Here is a 15,930-nt window from a genome sequence, read left to right as displayed (position 1 = left end):
GTGTATGGACACTGGAGCAGCCATGACTTTTGCCACCACCGACCTGTGCGACGACTATGCCTCCATGCTGGACGACGGCACCCTGGCGGTATTGCCGCCCGTGTACCGTGCGTTCGGCCAGAGGGCGCGTTTCTGCGGTCCGGCCACCACCTTGAAAGTGCATGAAGACAACGCACTGGTGCGCAGCACCCTGGAAATGCCGGGGCAGGGCCAGGTGCTGGTGATCGATGGCGGTGGCAGCCTGCGCTGCGCGCTGGTCGGCGGCCAGCTGGGGGCGCTGGCCGAACACAATGGCTGGGCCGGCATCGTGGTCGATGGCTGCATCCGTGACTGCGATGAAATCAATGTCTGCCAGATCGGCGTGCGCGCACTGGCCACGCATCCGCGCAAAAGCGGCAAGACCGGCGCCGGCCAGCGCAATGTACGCGTGCACATCAGCGGCGTGGCGGTGTCGCCGGGTGACTGGATCTATGCCGACGCCGACGGCGTGCTGGTGGCCAGCCACGAACTCGACTGAACGCTTCACGGGTCTTGTGCGTAAGCGCTGACTTTAAGTTCGAAATGGTCGATCTGCGGCCACGCTACGCGCGTGCGCACCTGCGTCTCGCCCGACGCCATCACCAGCATATAGCCGATGCCGGTGCGGCGGTCGCGCCAGAAATGCGGCGTGCTGTCCCAGGCGCAGCAATAGCGTTTCAGTTCGGGCAAGCCGTAGCTGCGGCGCAAATACGCTTCCGCCTGCCGTGCCTGTTTGCCTTCGACCCGGTAGCGTGCGACAAACGGCTGGTCCTGCAGCGCCATTTCCTGCTTGCAGCCTTGAAAGACCAGGTAGCCGGGTGTGTGTTTCAGCTTGGCCAGCAAGTCGCCGCAGGCCAGCTCTGCCTTGGCCGTGCCCGCCGCCAGCAGCCATAGCAGCGGCAAGAACTTATGTAGCCGCATCTTGTGCTCCGCGCAAGGGACAGTCCTGCATCTGTTCTCCCAGCCGCCGCGCCAGTTCGCCGCGCAACTGCGCCAGGGCGGCGATGCGCGCATCGATACTGTGCAGTTTGCGTGCCAGCGCCGCACGCAGCAGGGCTGCCGTTTCGGCTGTGTCGGGGGCCGCCAGCAGCGGCATGTCGGCCTCGATTTCGGCCAGCGTAAAACCGAGCTCCTGGGCCGTGCGCAGATAGCGCAGCCAGCCGACGGCCTCGGGCGGGTAATCCCGGTAGCCGTTGGCGCTGCGCGCCGCACGCAGCAAACCGCGTTTTTCATAGTAGCGCAGGGTGTCGCGGCTCAATCCCGTGGCCTGCGCCATGTCGCCGATCTGCATGGCTTTCTCCGTTCAACGTGCTTGACCCTGGAGTGTACTCCATGCTTTAGCATGGCCGTTTTCATTTCACAGGAGTAGCCGATGTTGTCCTTTGCCGCCTTTCGCCGCCTGGTGCGTGCCAGCGCCGTCTATGATGTTCTGATGACGGGCGCCTTTGCCACGCCGTGGAGCTTGCTGTTGCTGCGCGATCAGTTGAACGTTATCAACGTCCGGCTCGGTGGCGCGCCCTTGCCGGTGTTCGAGCCGTTTCATCTGCTGCTCGGCTGCCTGCTCGGCAGCGTCGTATTGGTCTGGTCGGTGCTGCGCATCGCCGACCCGCAGCCGCGCTTCGGCCGCTACGACGCCGCCGCCCGCTTGCTGTTTTCCTTGTGGATGGGCTGGGCGCTGCTGGTCACGGGCGAACCCGTGCTGTGGCTGTTTATCGTGCCGGAACTGGCCTGGGGGCTGGCGCAAAGCCTGCCGCTGCGCGTCTCGGCTTGAGGCAGGCATAACGAAATGCAATAATGCCCGGACAATAGCGCATCAGACAATAAAGGATACCCATGCAAGCCGCGACTGGCAACCCGACTGTTTTACTCGATCCGGTGGTGGCGCCGCGCATCGCCGTCACGCGCCTGGCCGCGGGCTTGCTGCAGGGCTTGCTATTGTACTGGCTGTACAGCGCGGCCCAGGCCAGGGCCTGGCCCGCCACCGAATCCCATCTGCTGGCGCCGCTGATGCTGATCGGCTTGCTGCTGCCGGTGCTGCTGGTGTCCAGCCTGGGCCATCTGTCGCTGCGCCGCACCGGACTGTGGATGGCGGGCGCGGCGCTGGTCTTGACGGCGCTGGCGCTGCACGATGTGTCGCGCGGCGGCGAGCATTTTTTATGGGGTAACTACAAACCCGGTGCGCCGCTGCGCGTGATCTCGGCGCAGCTGTTCGGCTTTTGCGTGGTGGGTTTTTATATCGCCCACGCGCTGGTCATGGCCAGCGCGCAGGACGGCCGGCGCCTGGCCAGCTATGCCACCTATTTTGAAATCGCCTGGAAGCTCGGCATCCAGCTGCTGTTTTCCCTGCTGTTCGTGGCGGTGCTGGTACTGGTGCTGTGGCTGGGCGGGCAGTTGTTCTTGCTGATCAAGCTCAATTTCCTGAAAAAACTGCTGGGCCAGGCCTGGTTCGTGATTCCCGTGCTGTGCTTTGCGTTTTCGTTTGCCATCCATATCACCGATGTGCGCCCGTCCATCGTGCGCGGCATCCGCACCCTGCTGCTGGTGCTGCTGTCGTGGCTGATGCCGATCGCCGCCGTGCTGGTGGCCGGTTTCCTGCTGACCTTGCCGTTTATCGGCTTCGAGCGCCTGTGGGCCACGCGCCATGCGGCGTCCGTGCTGCTGGGCATGGCAGGCCTGCTGGTGGTATTGATCAATGCCGCGTTCCAGAATGGCCAGGCAGGCCTGGGCGTGGCGCGCGGCATCCGCTTCGGCACGCGTCTGTCGTGCTTGCTGTTGCCGTGGCTGGTGGGCATTGCCATCTATGCCCTGACCCTGCGCGTGATGGCGCATGGCTGGACGTCCGAGCGCATCATTGCGGGCGCCTGCCTGCTGGTCGCCAGCTGCTATGCGGCCGGTTATGCCTGGGCCGCCAGCAAGTATGGCGACTGGCTCAACTGGATCGCCAATGTCAATGTCGGCACGGCGTTTATCGCCTTGCTGGTGATGCTGGCGCTGTTTTCGCCATTGATGGATCCGGCCCGTTTGTCGGTGGCCAGCCAGATGGCGCGTTTGAATGCCGGCAAGGTCAGCGCCGACAAGTTCGATGTCGAGTACCTGCGGTTCGAGGGCGCCCGCTATGGCCAGGCGGCCTTGCAGCAACTCAGCAAGCGCACTGGGCCGGACGCGGCCGTGATCCGCGCACGCGCCGACGCCGTGCTCAAGCGTGAAAACCGTTTCGATGACACGGGCGTGCTCAGCGACGTGGCGATCAACCTGACCGTGCGCCCGGCAGGCAGCAGCTTGCCCGACAGTTTTTTGCGGCAGGACTGGAGCGAGGCCGGCCCGGGCTGGCGCCTGCCGGCCTGTTTGAAGCGGGCAGGGCAGCAATGTGACGCCTATCTGATGGATTTCGACGGCGATGGCCGCCAGGAAGTGCTGCTGATCAGCAATGATCCGCGCGCCAGCTCGGTCTTGCTGGCGGAAAAGGAAGGCGGCGGCTGGTATGCGCGCGGGCAAATCCCCACCGAGACCCTGCGCTGCCAGCCGCTGCGGGAAAAACTGCAGGCCGGCCAATTCGCTCTGGTGCCGCCCAAGGTGCGCGAGCTCGAAGTCGACGGCCAGCGCATTCCGATGAGCCTGTATAACGAACAGGAAGTGAGCTGCCCGGAAGAGTGAACTTTTGCCTCAGCTGCGCGTCTTGACCTGGCGCACGTGGCTTTCCAGTTCGCTGAACGACGGGCGCTCGGTGGCCGAGATCACCTTGCGGCCGAACTCGACCGCCAGCGCCGGCGCGTAGCCGTTCAGGCTGGCCAGCAGGGTGACTTTCACGCACTGGTACATCTTGGCGGTCTCATGATGTTTGCGGCGCAGCAAGCTGGCCAGCGGCGCGATAAAGCCATACGCCAGCAAGATGCCGATAAAGGTACCCACCAGCGCCTGCGCGATCAGCACGCCCAGCTCGGCCGGCGGCAGGCCCACCGACGCCATGGTATGCACCACGCCCATCACGGCGGCCACGATGCCGAAGGCGGGCATGGCGTCGGCCAGCTGCGAAATCGTCTGGATCGGCATTTCCGCGTCTTCGTGATGGGTTTCCATTTCGTTGTCCATCAGGTTCTCGATCTGGTAGGCATCCATATTGCCCGACACCATCAGGCGCAGGTAATCGGTGATGAATTCCAGCAAATGCTCGTCGCCGAGGGTGTAGGGATATTTGGTAAACACCGGGCTGCGGTAGGGGTCGTCGACATCGTCCTCGATCGACATCAGGCCTTCCTTGCGGACCTTGCTCAGTACGTCGTACATCAAGCCCATCAGTTCCAGATAGCGCGACTTGGTGTATTGCGCGCCATGAAACAGGGTGGGCAGGGCGGCAAACGTGGCGCGGATGGCCTTGGCGTCATTGCCGACGAAAAAAGTCCCCAATGCCGCGCCGCCGATCATCAGCAGTTCCAGCGGCTGGAACAGCGCCGCCAGATGCCCGCCCTGCAGGGCAAAGCCGCCAAAGACGGAAAACAGCACGACGACAAATCCAAGTATGACCAGCACCAGGCACTCCCCATAAAATTGCTATTACGCAATATTGTAGTGTAACCCGATTCAGCCGCCGCGAATGCATGGCCTGGCCGCCAGGGCCACAGGAATTTGATCAATATGCACAGTTTTTGCCGCTAATCATCAATCTTCCGCCAGCCGTTGCCAGAAACGCAGCTTGTTGCCGAATGGGTCCGCCACTTCCATGATGCGCTTTCAACAGGACAGGTGGCCTATTCCAGTGTTTTCCAGTCGGTCCCGGTCAGCTGAAAAGCATGCCGTGCATGCCAGCCTCTATAATGACCGCATGACATTATTCTCACCTCGCGCCAGCGCCGTGCTGGCCACCGTCGGCAAACTGGCCGCTTCCCTTGTTATTCTGCTGACCGCCCTGTGGGGCGCGCTGGCCTTGTGGTACCAACTGGCCGGCGGCGTGGCCGCGCAGACCATCGGCGCCGTGCTGTGGGCCGCGCTCGGCATCGGCAGCATCGCGCTGTGGTGGGCACGTGGCAGCGCGCGCGCCTTGCTGCCGTATGCGGGCGGCTTTGTGTTGCTGCTGCTGTGGTGGAGCATGATTGCGCCGTCGCAGGACCGCAGCTGGGCCGACGACGTGGCGAGGAACGTGACGGGCACGGTCAAGGGCAATGTGGTGACGCTCGACAACGTCCGCCATTTCGACTGGCGCAGCGAAAACGATTACACGGTCAAATGGGAACAGCGCAGCTACAAGCTCGACGAGCTGCGCACGGTCGACACGGCGCTGTCGTACTGGACTGGCCCGTTGATCGCCCACACGCTGGTGTCGTTCGGCTTTGCCGATGGGCGTTTCCTCACCTTTTCGATCGAGATCAGGAAAGAGAAGGGCGAGAGCTTTTCCGCCATCGGCGGCTTTTTCAAGCATTTCGAGATGAGCCTGATCGCCGCCGACGAGCGCGACATCATTCGCGTGCGCACCAATGCGCGCGGCGAAGATATCCATCTGTACCGCGTGCTGATGCCGCGCGCGGCCATGCGCTCGCTGTTCCTGGCCTACCTCGACGAAGCGGACGACCTCAAGCTCAAGCCGCAGTTCTACAATACGCTTACCGCCAACTGCACCACCATCGTGTTCGAGATGGTGCGCCGCATCGTGCCGGGCCTGCCGCTCGACTACCGCCTGCTCGCTTCCGGCTACCTCGACCGCTACCTGTTCGACGTGCGGGCACTGGTGCCGGGCTTGCCCTTCCAGCAGCTGCGCGACGGCGGCCATATCACGGCGCGCGCGCGCGCCGCCAATGACGACCCGGACTTTTCGCATGCGATCCGGCGCGGCATGCCGGGCTACGACGAGCAAGGCTACCCCGTCATGCAAATGGCTAAACAATAGAGGCTTGCTTTATACTGGCGCCTTTCCAAGAATACCAGAAGGCCCGCCATGCCATTTTCCTCATTGGGTCTGATTCCCTCCTTGCTGCGCGCAGTCGACAAGGCCGGCTATGCCGCGCCGACCGCGATCCAGGCCGCCGCCATTCCCGCCATCCTGCGCGGCAGCGATGTACTCGGTGCGGCGCAGACGGGCTCGGGCAAGACGGCCGCCTACGCGCTGCCGCTGCTGCAGGCGCTGATGAGCCCAAGCGCCGGCCCGCGCCAAGTGCGCGCGCTGATCCTGGTGCCGACGCGCGAACTGGCCGCGCAGGTGGGGCAGACCGTGCACGCGCTGGCCAAGCCGCTGCCCGTCAAGCTGAAAATTTCCGTGCTGTTCGGCGGCGTCTCGATCAATCCGCAGATGATGGACCTGCGCGGCGGCGCCGATATCGTCGTCGCCACGCCGGGCCGCCTGCTGGACCTGGTCAAGCACAATGCGGTCAAACTGGGCGGCGTGTCGCTGTTCGTGCTCGACGAAGCCGACCGCCTGCTCGACATGGGTTTTAGCGAGGAAATCAACGCCGTGCTGGCGCTGCTGCCGGCAAAGCGCCAGAACCTGTTTTTCTCGGCCACCTTCCCCGACAGCGTGCAGGCGCTGGCCGACAGCCTGTTGACGCAGCCGGTGCGTATCGAGGTGGCGTCCGAGCCGCAGGACAAGCCCGATATCGTGCAGCGCGCCATCACGGTCGACGTGCCACGCCGCACCCAGCTGCTGCGCTACCTGATCTTGCAGCATCAATGGGAACGGGTGCTGGTGTTTGTCGCCACCAAGTATGCGGCCGAGCACGTGGCCGACAAGCTGCAGCGCGCCGGCCTGCACGTGGGCGCGTTTCACGGTGAATTCAGCCAGGGCACGCGCAGCCAGCTGCTGGCCGACTTCAAGGCGGGGCGCCTGCAGGTGCTGGTGGCCACCGACGTGGCCGCGCGCGGCATCGATATCGCCGGCTTGCCGGCCGTCGTCAATTACGATCTGCCCCGATCGGCCGTCGACTACACGCACCGCATCGGCCGCACCGGCCGCGCCGGCGAAAGCGGCACGGCGGTCAGTTTTATCACGGCCGATACGGAAGCACATTTCCGCCTGATCGAAAACCGCAACGACCTGCGCATCGTGCGCGAAGTGGTGGCCGGTTTCGAGCCGACCGAATTGCCGGCGGCAGTGAGCAGCGCTACCGACACCGTCAACGGCGGCGTCAAGGGTGCGCGCAAGAGCAAGAAGGACAAATTGCGCGAAGCGGCGGCGAAAGCTGCCGGCAATTAATTTTCCTTATGTGCGCTGGCCGCTTGAATGGCCGGCCGTCGCGGTCTATGATTGCTTTTCGGAAATCAAAAATACGGGACGGAAATGCGAATCAAGAGCAGTAATACGGCAGCGATCCTTGCCGCCATGGCCATGCTGGCTGGCTGTACAGGCATGCTGGGGCAGGGCGCTGGCAAGCCGGGCCTGCAAATGCCGGGCAAGGCGGCGCCGGCCAATGGCGAGGTGGCCGCCACTTGGTACAACCCGCCGAGTGAATTTCCCGGCATCTGCCTGACCCAGTTCAAGGATGGCCGGCTGCGCTTCGACGGCGGCTTTGCCTTCTTCAATCCGGGCCGCTGGTCGTACGACCCTGGCGCGTCCGAACTGCGGCTGGAAGTGGCGCCCCGTCCCGACCTGGCCAGTTCGCACGCCCACAAGTCGAAAGAGAACAATCTGCTGCGGGTGGAGGGGAACACCACCCTGGTCTACGGCGTCACGTCCGGCACGCCCACCATCGGCGTCGGTGGCTTCATCTTCTATCGCGACATGCCTTGCCCTGTGGCCAGGTATCTGGCTGCCCCATCCAAGTGATCGCCATGGTGCGCTGGCGCACAATTTTGGTGCAAAACTGCAACGACAGTATATTTCCTTGTGGCAAATAAGTGTCAGAAACGTTAACATCCCCGGTTCCGCTAACGCAGTGGCGCCGGCGTGACGATTTCTTACTTTAGGACACTTATGCATTTTTTTAACAACCTCAATATCGGTAAACGCTTCAGTTTATCGCTGGGCCTGATTGGCGCCTTGCTGCTGCTGATCGCGGTGATCAGCGTCACGATGCTGGGCCGTATCAACAGCGGCACCACCATCATTGTCGACAATAATCTGCCACAGCTCGAGTACGCCAGCCAGCTGATCAACCGGGTCAACAATATCGCCATCTCCCTGCGCAACATGATGCTGACCGAAAACGTGGCCGACCGTGAAGCCCAGGTAAAGCTTATCGAAAGCAATCGCGCCAGTGCGCTGGCCGATATCGCCGCGCTTGAGCGCCTGTCGGTGCTGCCGCAGGACAAGGAGCAACTGCGCAAGGTGATGGACGCCAACGCCCGATACACGCAGGGCCAGGTGGACCTGCTGCAGCTGATATTGCACGGCACGCCAGAGGAAAGCCGCGCGTATCTGTCGGACCGCTTGCGTCCGGTGCTGGGCGAACTCAAGAAACAGATCGACGAGAAGATCGCGGCGCAGAACGCCGCCGTCAAGCAGGCGGGCAGCGACGCCAACCAGACGTACGACAGCGCCCGCATGCTGATGATCGTGCTGTCGCTGGCGGCGCTGGCGCTCGCGGCCTTGCTGGGTTTCGTGCTGACCACCTCGATTACCGGTCCGCTGGCGCGTGCGCTCGCTGTCGCCAATACGGTGGCCGCCGGCGACCTGACCAGCGATATCGTTGCCGACACCCGCGATGAACTGGGGCAGTTGCTGCAAGCGTTGAAAGGCATGAACGACCGCCTGGCCGAGACGGTCCATACGGTGCGCGGCGGCACCGACAATATCGCCATGGCCGCCAGCGAAGTGGCGGCCGGCAGCATGGATCTGTCGTCGCGTACCGAGCAGCAGGCCAGCTCGCTGGAAGAGACGGCGTCGTCGATGGAAGAACTGACCTCGACCGTCAAGCAGAATGCGGACAATGCGCGCACCGCGCACGCACTGGCGCAATCGGCGTCCGCCATTGCCCAGCGCGGCGGCGAGATGATCACGCGCGTGGTCACCACCATGGATCAGATCAATACGTCATCGAGCAAGATCGGCGACATCATCGGCGTGATCGACGGCATTGCTTTCCAGACCAATATCCTGGCCCTGAACGCGGCCGTGGAAGCGGCGCGGGCAGGTGAGCAGGGCCGTGGCTTTGCCGTGGTGGCCACCGAAGTGCGCAACCTGGCGCAACGATCAAGCGCCGCCGCCAGGGAAATCAAGTCGCTGATCGATGACTCCTCGCGCACGGTGGAACTGGGCAGCGAACTGGTCGGCCAGGCCGGCGATACCATGAACGAACTGGTGGGCAGCGTACGCCGCGTCACCGATATCGTTGCCGAAATTACCGCCGCCAGCGTCGAGCAGCATGCCGGCATCGAGCAAGTGAATCAGGCGATTACCGAAATGGATGACGTGACGCAGCAAAATGCGGCGCTGGTCGAACAATCGGCCGCCGCCGCCGCCGCCATGCAGAGCCAGTCGCAAACCCTGGCGCAGGTGGTCAGCGTATTCAAGCTGCGCAATATGCCGGCGCGTACCGGCGCCGCCATGGCAGCGCCAGCGGCCAGGGCCAGCCAGCCCGCTGTCGCCAGGCCGGCGCCGCGCACGGCACAGGCCACGCCGCGCATTGCCGCCGCGAAAGCCAAGCCGGTTTCGAAAGAGCTGGGCGAGGAGTGGGAAACCTTCTGATGTGCCGAAGCTGAGTGCGGGGCGCGGCGGCGCATGCCTTGCCCTGCATGCTCTTCACTTTTAGCCGTATAATCCCAGGCAGACGACTGTCGCGTGGCCGGTTCCAGGCGACAGTCCCCCTGCAGGCTAGTTCCGATGTCGCTGCCGCGATGACAGGATGGGACGATGGATGTGCACCATGCGCCGGTACCCGAGAGTGCCGTGGCAACACCTGATGTTCCCCAGCGCACACTGCTGCTGGTCGATGACGAGCAAAATATCCTTGCCGCGCTCAGGCGACTGCTGCGGCGCGACGCCTACCATATCCTGACGGCCACCAGCGGGCAAGAGGGGCTGGACCTGCTGGCCGTTCATGCGGTCGACGTGATCGTGTCGGACCAGCGCATGCCGGGCATGCTGGGCGCCGATTTTTTGCGCAAGGCCAGGCTGCTGTATCCGCAGACCATGCGCATCATGCTCTCCGGCTACACGGAGTTGCAGGCCGTGACGGACGCCGTCAACGAAGGCGCCATTTTCAAGTTCCTGACCAAACCCTGGGATGACCAGCAACTGCGCGATCATATCGCCGAAGCGTTCCGCCTGAAAGGCATCGACGACGACAACGCACGCCTGAACGAGCAGCTGCGCGAGGCCAATCTGGCGCTGGCCGTGGCCAATGACACGATGCAGGCCCTGCTGCGCCAGCAGCAGCATCAGATCAGCCGCGACGAAGTCAGCCTGGGCATTGCCCGCGAGGTGCTGCAGTTCCTGCCGCTACCGGTGCTGGGCCTCGACGAGGACGGCATGATCGCCTTTGTCAATGCGGCCGCCGCGCAGCTGTTCGAACGCGGCGCGGCGCTGCTGGGCAGTGAAGCGGCGCTGGCCTTGCCGCAGCTGTTTGAACCTTGCGCCGGCGCGCAGCGCCTGATCGTCATCGACGGCAAGGCGTATGCGGTGGCGCTGCACGCAATGGGCGCGCGCTCGCGCTCGCGCGGCAGCCTGGTGACGCTGTGCCTGGCCGGAGCGCCGCCATGAGCGCGGGCGAGCGCGCAGTGCCGCTAGAGCAGGCACGCGAGGGCGCCATCCTGTCGCGCGCCCTGCGCGACGCCAGCGGAACCGTGCTGCTGGCGCAGGGCGCTGTGCTGACGGCGGCCAGCCTGGCCGCCTTGCGCCGGCGTGGCGTGAAAGACTGCTGGATCGTCGCCGCACCGCCGCACGATGGCGCCGCCGAGCAGGCGCAGCTTGAGGCCATGCGCCAGCGCCAGCTGGCGCGTCTGGCCGTGCTGTTCCGCGCAACGCCAGCCGATGCTCCGGGCGCCGGCCTGCTGGCCTTGCTGCAGCGTTACCGGCAAGGGGACGGCGCATGACACCTTTGATCTTTGAGCATGTCATCCGGCAGATCCAGGAACTGCCATCGCTGCCGGCGGTGGTGCTGGAATTGCTGGCCAGCCTGGAGCGGCAGGATATCGATGTGCATGTGCTGGCGCACAAGATCGAGCTGGACCAGGCCATGGCGGCCAAGACCCTGCGCATCGCCAATTCCTCGTTCTACGGCATGCAGTCGGAAGTGACCAGCATCGCGCAAGCGGTGTCGGTGCTCGGCTTTCACAGCATCCGCACCGTCGTCACGGCCTGCGCGCTGACCGGCAGTTTCGCGCCCGTGGCAGGCTTCGACTTCCAGGGCTTCTGGCGCCATGCGCTGGCCACCGCCGTGGTGGGCCGATTGCTGGCACCGCACATGGGTATCAATCCCGAAACCGCCTTCACGGCCGGCCTGCTGCATGACCTGGGCACGCTGGTGCTGGCCAGCCGTTTTCCCGAGCAGCATGCGCTGGTGCGCAGCTATCGCCAGCACCATGATTGCCAGCTGATCGAGGCGGAAATTGCCGTGCTCGGCATCGACCATGCGCAGGTGGGCAGCGCGCTGGCCGCCTGGTGGAAGTTTCCCGCCGCCATACAGCAGGCGGTCGCCGACCAGCACGCCATCGCGCATCTCGATGCGCTTGGCCTGCCGTTGCTGGTACATATGGCCAACGCGCTCGCCCACGCGCTGGACCTGGCGCGGGACGAGCAGGCGCTGGTGCCGCCGTTGGCCCCCGCCTGGCGCCTCGTTGCGCTGGACGAGGCCGCCTGGCTTGCGCTGTTGCGGCAGGCCGAGCGCACCTTCGACGAGCTGTCGGCCATCATGCTGGCGTGACGCCTGCGCCGCAAAGGGATCCCATGAGACCAGACGACGACACCATCTTTCCCGGCGCTGCCCTGTCGGCGTTCTTCGACGGCCATCCGGTGGCCACCTTTGCCATCGATACCGACCACGTGGTGACGCACTGGAACAGTGCTTGCGAGCAGTTGCTGGGCTATTCCGCCGCCGCGATGGTCGGCACGCGCGAGCACTGGAAGGCGTTTTATCGCAGGCCGCGCGCCTGCCTGGCCGACTTGCTGGTGGCGGGCGACATCGCGCTGGGCCAACAGGGGCTGTACCAGGGCAAGCTCAAGCCATCGTCGGTGATACCGGGCGCCTACGAGGCCGAGGATTTCTTTCCCAATATAGGCGCCAGCGGCCATTGGCTGCACTTCACGGCCGCGCCGCTGCGCGACCGCCAGGGGCGGCTGGTCGGCGCCATCGAAACGCTGCGCGACGTCACCGAGCGGCGCAATGCCGAGAGCGCGCTGCGCCGCGCCCACGATAACCTGGAAAACCTGGTGGCCAGGCGCACGGCGCAGCTGGCCGAGATGAACGAGCGCCTGGCCGACGATATCGCCCAGCGCGAAATCGCCGACATGGCGCTGCGTGAACGCAATTTGGCCTTGACCGAACTGAACGACAAGCTGACGCTGGCCCAGCAAAAGCTGCTGCAGTCCGAAAAGCTCGCCTCGATCGGCCAGCTGGCCGCCGGCGTGGCGCACGAAATCAACAACCCCATCGGCTACGTGTTTTCCAATTTTGGCGCGCTCGAAGGCTACCTGGCCGACCTGTTCACCGTGCTCGACGCCTACGAAGAGGCCGAGGCCGACATCGCCATGCCCGCGGTGGCGCAGCGCCTGCGCGCCTTGCGCGAACAGATCGACCTGGCTTTTTTGCGCACCGATATCGGCCAGCTGATGGGCGAATCGAAAGAGGGCATCGTGCGCGTGCGCCGCATCGTGCAGGACCTGAAGGATTTTTCGCGCACCGACGCGCTGCAGCAATGGGTCTGGGCCGACCTGCGCCAGGGCATCGACACCACGCTCAATATCGTCAATAACGAGGTCAAGTACAAGGCCGATGTGATCAAGCAGTACGGCGACATCCCCGATATCGAATGCCAGCCGTCGGAGCTGAACCAGGTGATCTTGAACCTGGTGGTCAACGCGGCCCACGCCATGGGCGAAGCGCGCGGACGCATCACGCTGCGCACCGGCTGCGAGAACGACAGCGAAGTCTGGATCGAGGTCGAGGATACGGGCGGCGGCATCGCGCCCGAGCATCTGTCGCGCATCTTCGATCCCTTTTTTACCACCAAGGCCGTCGGCCAGGGCACGGGCCTGGGCCTGTCGCTGGCCTACACCACCGTGCAAAAGCACCACGGGCGCATCGAGGTGCGCAGCGTGGTCGGCAGCGGCACCACGTTCCGCATCACGCTGCCCGTGCGCCAGGCGCCATTGGCCGCGCCATGACTCTCACCGAACAGGCACCCATGACCAGCATTGCCAACACGCCGCCGACCGTTTTGTGCGTCGATGACGAACCGAATATCCTGTCGGCCCTGCGGCGCTTGTTCCGCCCGCACGGCTACCGCCTGCTGACCGCCGACAGCGGCGCCGCCGGCCTGGCCGTGCTCGAAAGCGAGACGGTCGACCTGGTCATATCCGACATGCGCATGCCGCAGATGGACGGCGCACAGTTCCTGGCCCAGGTGCGCCAGCGCTGGCCCGGCACCGTGCGCCTGCTGCTGACCGGCTATGCCGATATCGGCGCGATTCTCGACGCGATCAACCACGGCGAGATCTATCGCTACGTAACCAAGCCATGGGACGAGAACGACATCGTGCTGGTGGTGCGCCATGCGCTCGAACGGCGCGCGCTGGAGCAGGACAAGCTGCGCCTGGAAGCGCTGACGGCCAGCCAGAACGCCGAACTGCTGCTGCTCAACGCCAGCCTGGAACAGAAGGTGGCCGTGCGCACGCAGCAGCTCAAGCTGTCGCATGACGAGCTGCAAACGGCCAATGACAAGCTCAAGGCCACGTTTGTGACCACCATCAAGGTGTTTTCCAACCTGATCGAAATGCGTGGCGGCAAACTGGCCGGCCATGCGCGCCGGGTGGCCGAGCTGTCGCGCAAGCTGGCCCAGACGATGGGCCTGGAAGCGCAGGATGCGCGCGACGTATTCATCGCGGCCCTGCTCAAGGATATTGGCAAGCTCAGCCTGAGTGACGACTTGCTGGAACTGCCGGCCAGTGCCTGGAATGGCGAGCAACTGGCCACCTTTCGCAAGCACCCGCTGCGCGCCGAGCAGCTGCTGATGGCGCTCGACGAACTGCGGCCCGTGTCGGTCATCCTGCGCTCGCAGCTCGAACGCTTCGACGGCGCCGGCTTTCCCGACGCCCTGGCGGGGCTGGCCATTCCGCTCGGTGCGCGCATCCTGGCGCTGGCGTCGGACTATGACGGCCTGCAGATCGGCGCCATGGTGCAGCGCAGCCTGCGCGCCGACGAGGCGCGCACCCTGGTCTACGACAGCGGCGGCAAGCGCTACGATCCGGCCGTGGTGGCCGCGTTCCGCAGCCTTATGGACCAGACGCAGGCGCCGCCACGGGACATGGCCGTGCTGTCGGGCGAACTGGAGCCGGGCATGGTGCTGTCGCGCGATCTGATCAGCCGTGACGGCCTGATGCTGCTGGCCGGCGAACATGTGCTGACCGCGCGCGTGATTGCCCAGCTGCTCGATTTCGAAGGCAAGAATGGCGGCCGGCTGGCGATCCGCGTCTATCCGCCCGCCGTGGCGCCCTGAGCCGGCTTTGCCGGCGGCGCCACCGGCAGGTGCACGGTAAAGCGCGTGCCGCGACCCGGTTCGGACACCACCTCGATGCGCCCGCCATGCTTCATGACGATGCCGTACGACAGCGACAGGCCCAGGCCGGTGCCGCTGCCGACGGCCTTGGTGGTGAAGAAGGGCTCGAAGATGCGGTGCAGGTGTTCGGGCGCAATGCCGCCGCCGGTGTCGCCGATCTCCACCCATACCCAGCCGTCAAGATGGCCGGTGCGGATGCTGATCACGCCATCGCCGGCGATGGCCTGGCCGGCGTTGACCAGCAGGTTCATGAAGACCTGGTTCAGCTGCGAGGGCAGGCATTCGACAGGCGGCAGCTGGCCGTATTGCTTGTCGATCCGCGCCTTGTACTTCAATTCGTTGCCGACGATATTGAGCGTGCTGTCGAGGCCAGCATGCAGGTTGGCCACTTGCCAGTCGGTTTCACCGACGTGCGAAAAATCCTTCAGCGCCTGCACGATGTCGCGCACCCGTTTCAGCCCGTCCATCGATTCGCCCAGCAGGTCGGCCATGTCCGCCTGCAGGTAGGCCAGGTCGGCCTGCTGGCGCACCTGCGCCACGCACGCGGCCAGCGCCGCGCCATCGAGCGGCTGGCCCATCGCCGCCTCGTAGCGGGCGATCACGTCGAACAGGGTGGCGACATAGGCTTGCAGCGAGCTCATGTTTGAGTTGACGAAGCCGATCGGGTTATTGATCTCATGCGCGATGCCGGCCGCCAGCTGGCCGATGGAGGCCATTTTTTCGGCCTGCAGCAACTGCGCGTGCGCCTGCTGCAATTTGCTGATCAGGCGCTGCTGCTCCTGGCCGCGCGCCTGCAGCATCGCTTCCATGCGCTTGCGCTCGGTAATGTCGGTCAGCGAGCCGATCACTTCGCACGGCACGCCGTGCTCGTCGCGCACCAGGCGCAGGCTGTCATGCATCCACAGATAACTGCCATCGCGCACGCGGAAGCGGTATTCATAGGCGCGCGCGCCTTGCACGAAGATCTGCGCCAGGCTGGAAAAAATGCCGGGTGCGTCGTCCGGGTGGATATGGTCGAACCAGAAGTTGGGATCGGCCACCATCTCGTCGGGATGGTAGCCCAGCACGTTCAGGGCATTGTTGCTGACAAAGGTCATCTTGAAGTCGCCGCTGGGCACGGTGCAATAGATGATCGAAGGCGTGTTGTCGAGCAGGTACTGCAGCCGCCCCTGGCTGACGCCCGGCGCCCCGCTGGCGGCCGGGGCAATGGCGTCGGAAAAGCTGAAGTCTTCGAACTGCATCGCCGCACCTCGCTGCATCGGTGGCCGGAATCCCGGC

16 protein-coding genes are annotated in these 15,930 nt (G+C 64.7%); 12 read left to right on the top strand and 4 right to left on the bottom strand.

The annotated features are described in order from the left end of the window. Nucleotides 1–22 precede the first annotated feature (22 nt). Nucleotides 23–517, top strand: coding sequence for a ribonuclease E activity regulator RraA (gene rraA / locus ASR47_RS05105; protein WP_065306673.1), 495 nt, complete (start codon nt 23–25; stop codon nt 515–517). 5 nt (nt 518–522) lie between these two features. Here the strand turns inward: rraA and ASR47_RS05100 are convergent, their stop codons facing one another. Together ASR47_RS05100 and ASR47_RS05095 are read right to left on the bottom strand one after the other, a co-directional pair. After that, on the bottom strand, nt 523–939 hold the full coding sequence (locus ASR47_RS05100) for a DUF4952 domain-containing protein (RefSeq protein ID WP_065306672.1): 417 nt from the start codon (nt 937–939) through the stop codon (nt 523–525). Next, nucleotides 926–1,309, bottom strand: a complete 384-nt coding sequence (locus ASR47_RS05095) for a MerR family transcriptional regulator (protein WP_065306671.1) — start codon at nt 1,307–1,309, stop codon at nt 926–928. Before ASR47_RS05095 ends, ASR47_RS05100 begins: the two co-directional genes overlap by 14 nt. Nucleotides 1,310–1,390: 81 nt before the next feature. On the opposite strand from ASR47_RS05095, the gene ASR47_RS05090 reads away from it, so the two are divergent. Both ASR47_RS05090 and ASR47_RS05085 read left to right on the top strand, forming a co-directional pair. Beyond that, on the top strand, nt 1,391–1,789 hold the full coding sequence (locus ASR47_RS05090; RefSeq protein ID WP_065306670.1) for a hypothetical protein: 399 nt from the start codon (nt 1,391–1,393) through the stop codon (nt 1,787–1,789). A gap of 62 nt (nt 1,790–1,851) precedes the next feature. Continuing rightward, a complete protein-coding gene (locus tag ASR47_RS05085; RefSeq protein ID WP_065306669.1) occupies nt 1,852–3,672 on the top strand; it encodes a DUF4153 domain-containing protein in 1,821 nt (606 codons plus the stop codon). Between the two features lie 9 nt (nt 3,673–3,681). Here ASR47_RS05085 and motA read toward each other — a convergent pair whose 3' ends face one another. Beyond that, complete coding sequence (gene motA / locus ASR47_RS05080) at nt 3,682–4,545, bottom strand: flagellar motor stator protein MotA (protein WP_065306668.1); 864 nt, start codon at nt 4,543–4,545, stop codon at nt 3,682–3,684. Nucleotides 4,546–4,837: 292 nt separating this feature from the next. Between motA and ASR47_RS05075 the strand changes: the two genes are divergently transcribed. From ASR47_RS05075 to nosR, 9 genes are all read left to right on the top strand, one after another. Then, nucleotides 4,838–5,896: an Lnb N-terminal periplasmic domain-containing protein gene (locus tag ASR47_RS05075; protein ID WP_065306667.1), complete on the top strand. Its 1,059-nt coding sequence runs from the start codon at nt 4,838–4,840 to the stop codon at nt 5,894–5,896. A gap of 48 nt (nt 5,897–5,944) precedes the next feature. Beyond that, on the top strand, nt 5,945–7,195 hold the full coding sequence (locus tag ASR47_RS05070; RefSeq protein WP_065306666.1) for a DEAD/DEAH box helicase: 1,251 nt from the start codon (nt 5,945–5,947) through the stop codon (nt 7,193–7,195). Nucleotides 7,196–7,279: 84 nt separating this feature from the next. Beyond that, nucleotides 7,280–7,765, top strand: a complete 486-nt coding sequence (locus ASR47_RS05065; RefSeq protein WP_150127695.1) for a hypothetical protein — start codon at nt 7,280–7,282, stop codon at nt 7,763–7,765. Between the two features lie 147 nt (nt 7,766–7,912). Continuing rightward, nucleotides 7,913–9,625 (top strand): methyl-accepting chemotaxis protein, encoded by a 1,713-nt coding sequence (locus ASR47_RS28125; protein ID WP_065306664.1) that lies wholly within the window; start codon nt 7,913–7,915, stop codon nt 9,623–9,625. A gap of 201 nt (nt 9,626–9,826) precedes the next feature. Further along, nucleotides 9,827–10,639 (top strand): response regulator, encoded by an 813-nt coding sequence (locus ASR47_RS05055; protein ID WP_245714260.1) that lies wholly within the window; start codon nt 9,827–9,829, stop codon nt 10,637–10,639. Beyond that, nucleotides 10,636–10,971, top strand: coding sequence for a hypothetical protein (locus tag ASR47_RS05050; RefSeq protein ID WP_065306662.1), 336 nt, complete (start codon nt 10,636–10,638; stop codon nt 10,969–10,971). The genes ASR47_RS05055 and ASR47_RS05050 overlap by 4 nt, the downstream gene beginning before the upstream one ends. Next, nucleotides 10,968–11,801 carry an HDOD domain-containing protein gene (locus ASR47_RS05045; protein WP_065306661.1) on the top strand — a complete coding sequence of 278 codons (834 nt, stop codon included), beginning with the start codon at nt 10,968–10,970 and terminating at the stop codon, nt 11,799–11,801. The genes ASR47_RS05050 and ASR47_RS05045 overlap by 4 nt, the downstream gene beginning before the upstream one ends. 23 nt (nt 11,802–11,824) lie before the next feature. Next, nucleotides 11,825–13,261, top strand: coding sequence for an ATP-binding protein (locus ASR47_RS05040; RefSeq protein ID WP_065306660.1), 1,437 nt, complete (start codon nt 11,825–11,827; stop codon nt 13,259–13,261). Continuing rightward, a complete protein-coding gene (gene nosR, locus ASR47_RS05035) occupies nt 13,258–14,592 on the top strand; it encodes a response regulator c-di-GMP phosphodiesterase, NosR family (RefSeq protein ID WP_082988749.1) in 1,335 nt (444 codons plus the stop codon). The genes ASR47_RS05040 and nosR overlap by 4 nt, the downstream gene beginning before the upstream one ends. Here nosR and ASR47_RS05030 read toward each other — a convergent pair. After that, a complete protein-coding gene (locus ASR47_RS05030; protein ID WP_065306658.1) occupies nt 14,568–15,893 on the bottom strand; it encodes an ATP-binding protein in 1,326 nt (441 codons plus the stop codon). The genes nosR and ASR47_RS05030 overlap by 25 nt on opposite strands. Nucleotides 15,894–15,930 lie beyond the last annotated feature (37 nt).

Origin of the sequence: Janthinobacterium psychrotolerans (assembly GCF_001677885.1) — a bacterium.
Lineage (GTDB): Bacteria > Pseudomonadota > Gammaproteobacteria > Burkholderiales > Burkholderiaceae_D > Janthinobacterium > Janthinobacterium psychrotolerans.
This window is presented reverse-complemented; position numbering and strand designations above follow the sequence as displayed.

Bases quoted from the DNA above. Each gene is read 5' to 3' on its own strand.
- rraA (WP_065306673.1), top strand. From the start codon at position 23: ATGACTTTTGCCACCACCGACCTGTGCGACGACTATGCCTCCATGCTG.
- ASR47_RS05100 (WP_065306672.1), bottom strand. From the start codon at position 939: ATGCGGCTACATAAGTTCTTGCCGCTGCTATGGCTGCTGGCGGCGGGC.
- ASR47_RS05095 (WP_065306671.1), bottom strand. From the start codon at position 1,309: ATGCAGATCGGCGACATGGCGCAGGCCACGGGATTGAGCCGCGACACC.
- ASR47_RS05090 (WP_065306670.1), top strand. From the start codon at position 1,391: ATGTTGTCCTTTGCCGCCTTTCGCCGCCTGGTGCGTGCCAGCGCCGTC.
- ASR47_RS05085 (WP_065306669.1), top strand. From the start codon at position 1,852: ATGCAAGCCGCGACTGGCAACCCGACTGTTTTACTCGATCCGGTGGTG.
- ASR47_RS05075 (WP_065306667.1), top strand. From the start codon at position 4,838: ATGACATTATTCTCACCTCGCGCCAGCGCCGTGCTGGCCACCGTCGGC.
- ASR47_RS05070 (WP_065306666.1), top strand. From the start codon at position 5,945: ATGCCATTTTCCTCATTGGGTCTGATTCCCTCCTTGCTGCGCGCAGTC.
- ASR47_RS05065 (WP_150127695.1), top strand. From the start codon at position 7,280: ATGCGAATCAAGAGCAGTAATACGGCAGCGATCCTTGCCGCCATGGCC.
- ASR47_RS28125 (WP_065306664.1), top strand. From the start codon at position 7,913: ATGCATTTTTTTAACAACCTCAATATCGGTAAACGCTTCAGTTTATCG.
- ASR47_RS05050 (WP_065306662.1), top strand. From the start codon at position 10,636: ATGAGCGCGGGCGAGCGCGCAGTGCCGCTAGAGCAGGCACGCGAGGGC.
- ASR47_RS05045 (WP_065306661.1), top strand. From the start codon at position 10,968: ATGACACCTTTGATCTTTGAGCATGTCATCCGGCAGATCCAGGAACTG.
- ASR47_RS05040 (WP_065306660.1), top strand. From the start codon at position 11,825: ATGAGACCAGACGACGACACCATCTTTCCCGGCGCTGCCCTGTCGGCG.
- nosR (WP_082988749.1), top strand. From the start codon at position 13,258: ATGACTCTCACCGAACAGGCACCCATGACCAGCATTGCCAACACGCCG.
- ASR47_RS05030 (WP_065306658.1), bottom strand. From the start codon at position 15,893: ATGCAGTTCGAAGACTTCAGCTTTTCCGACGCCATTGCCCCGGCCGCC.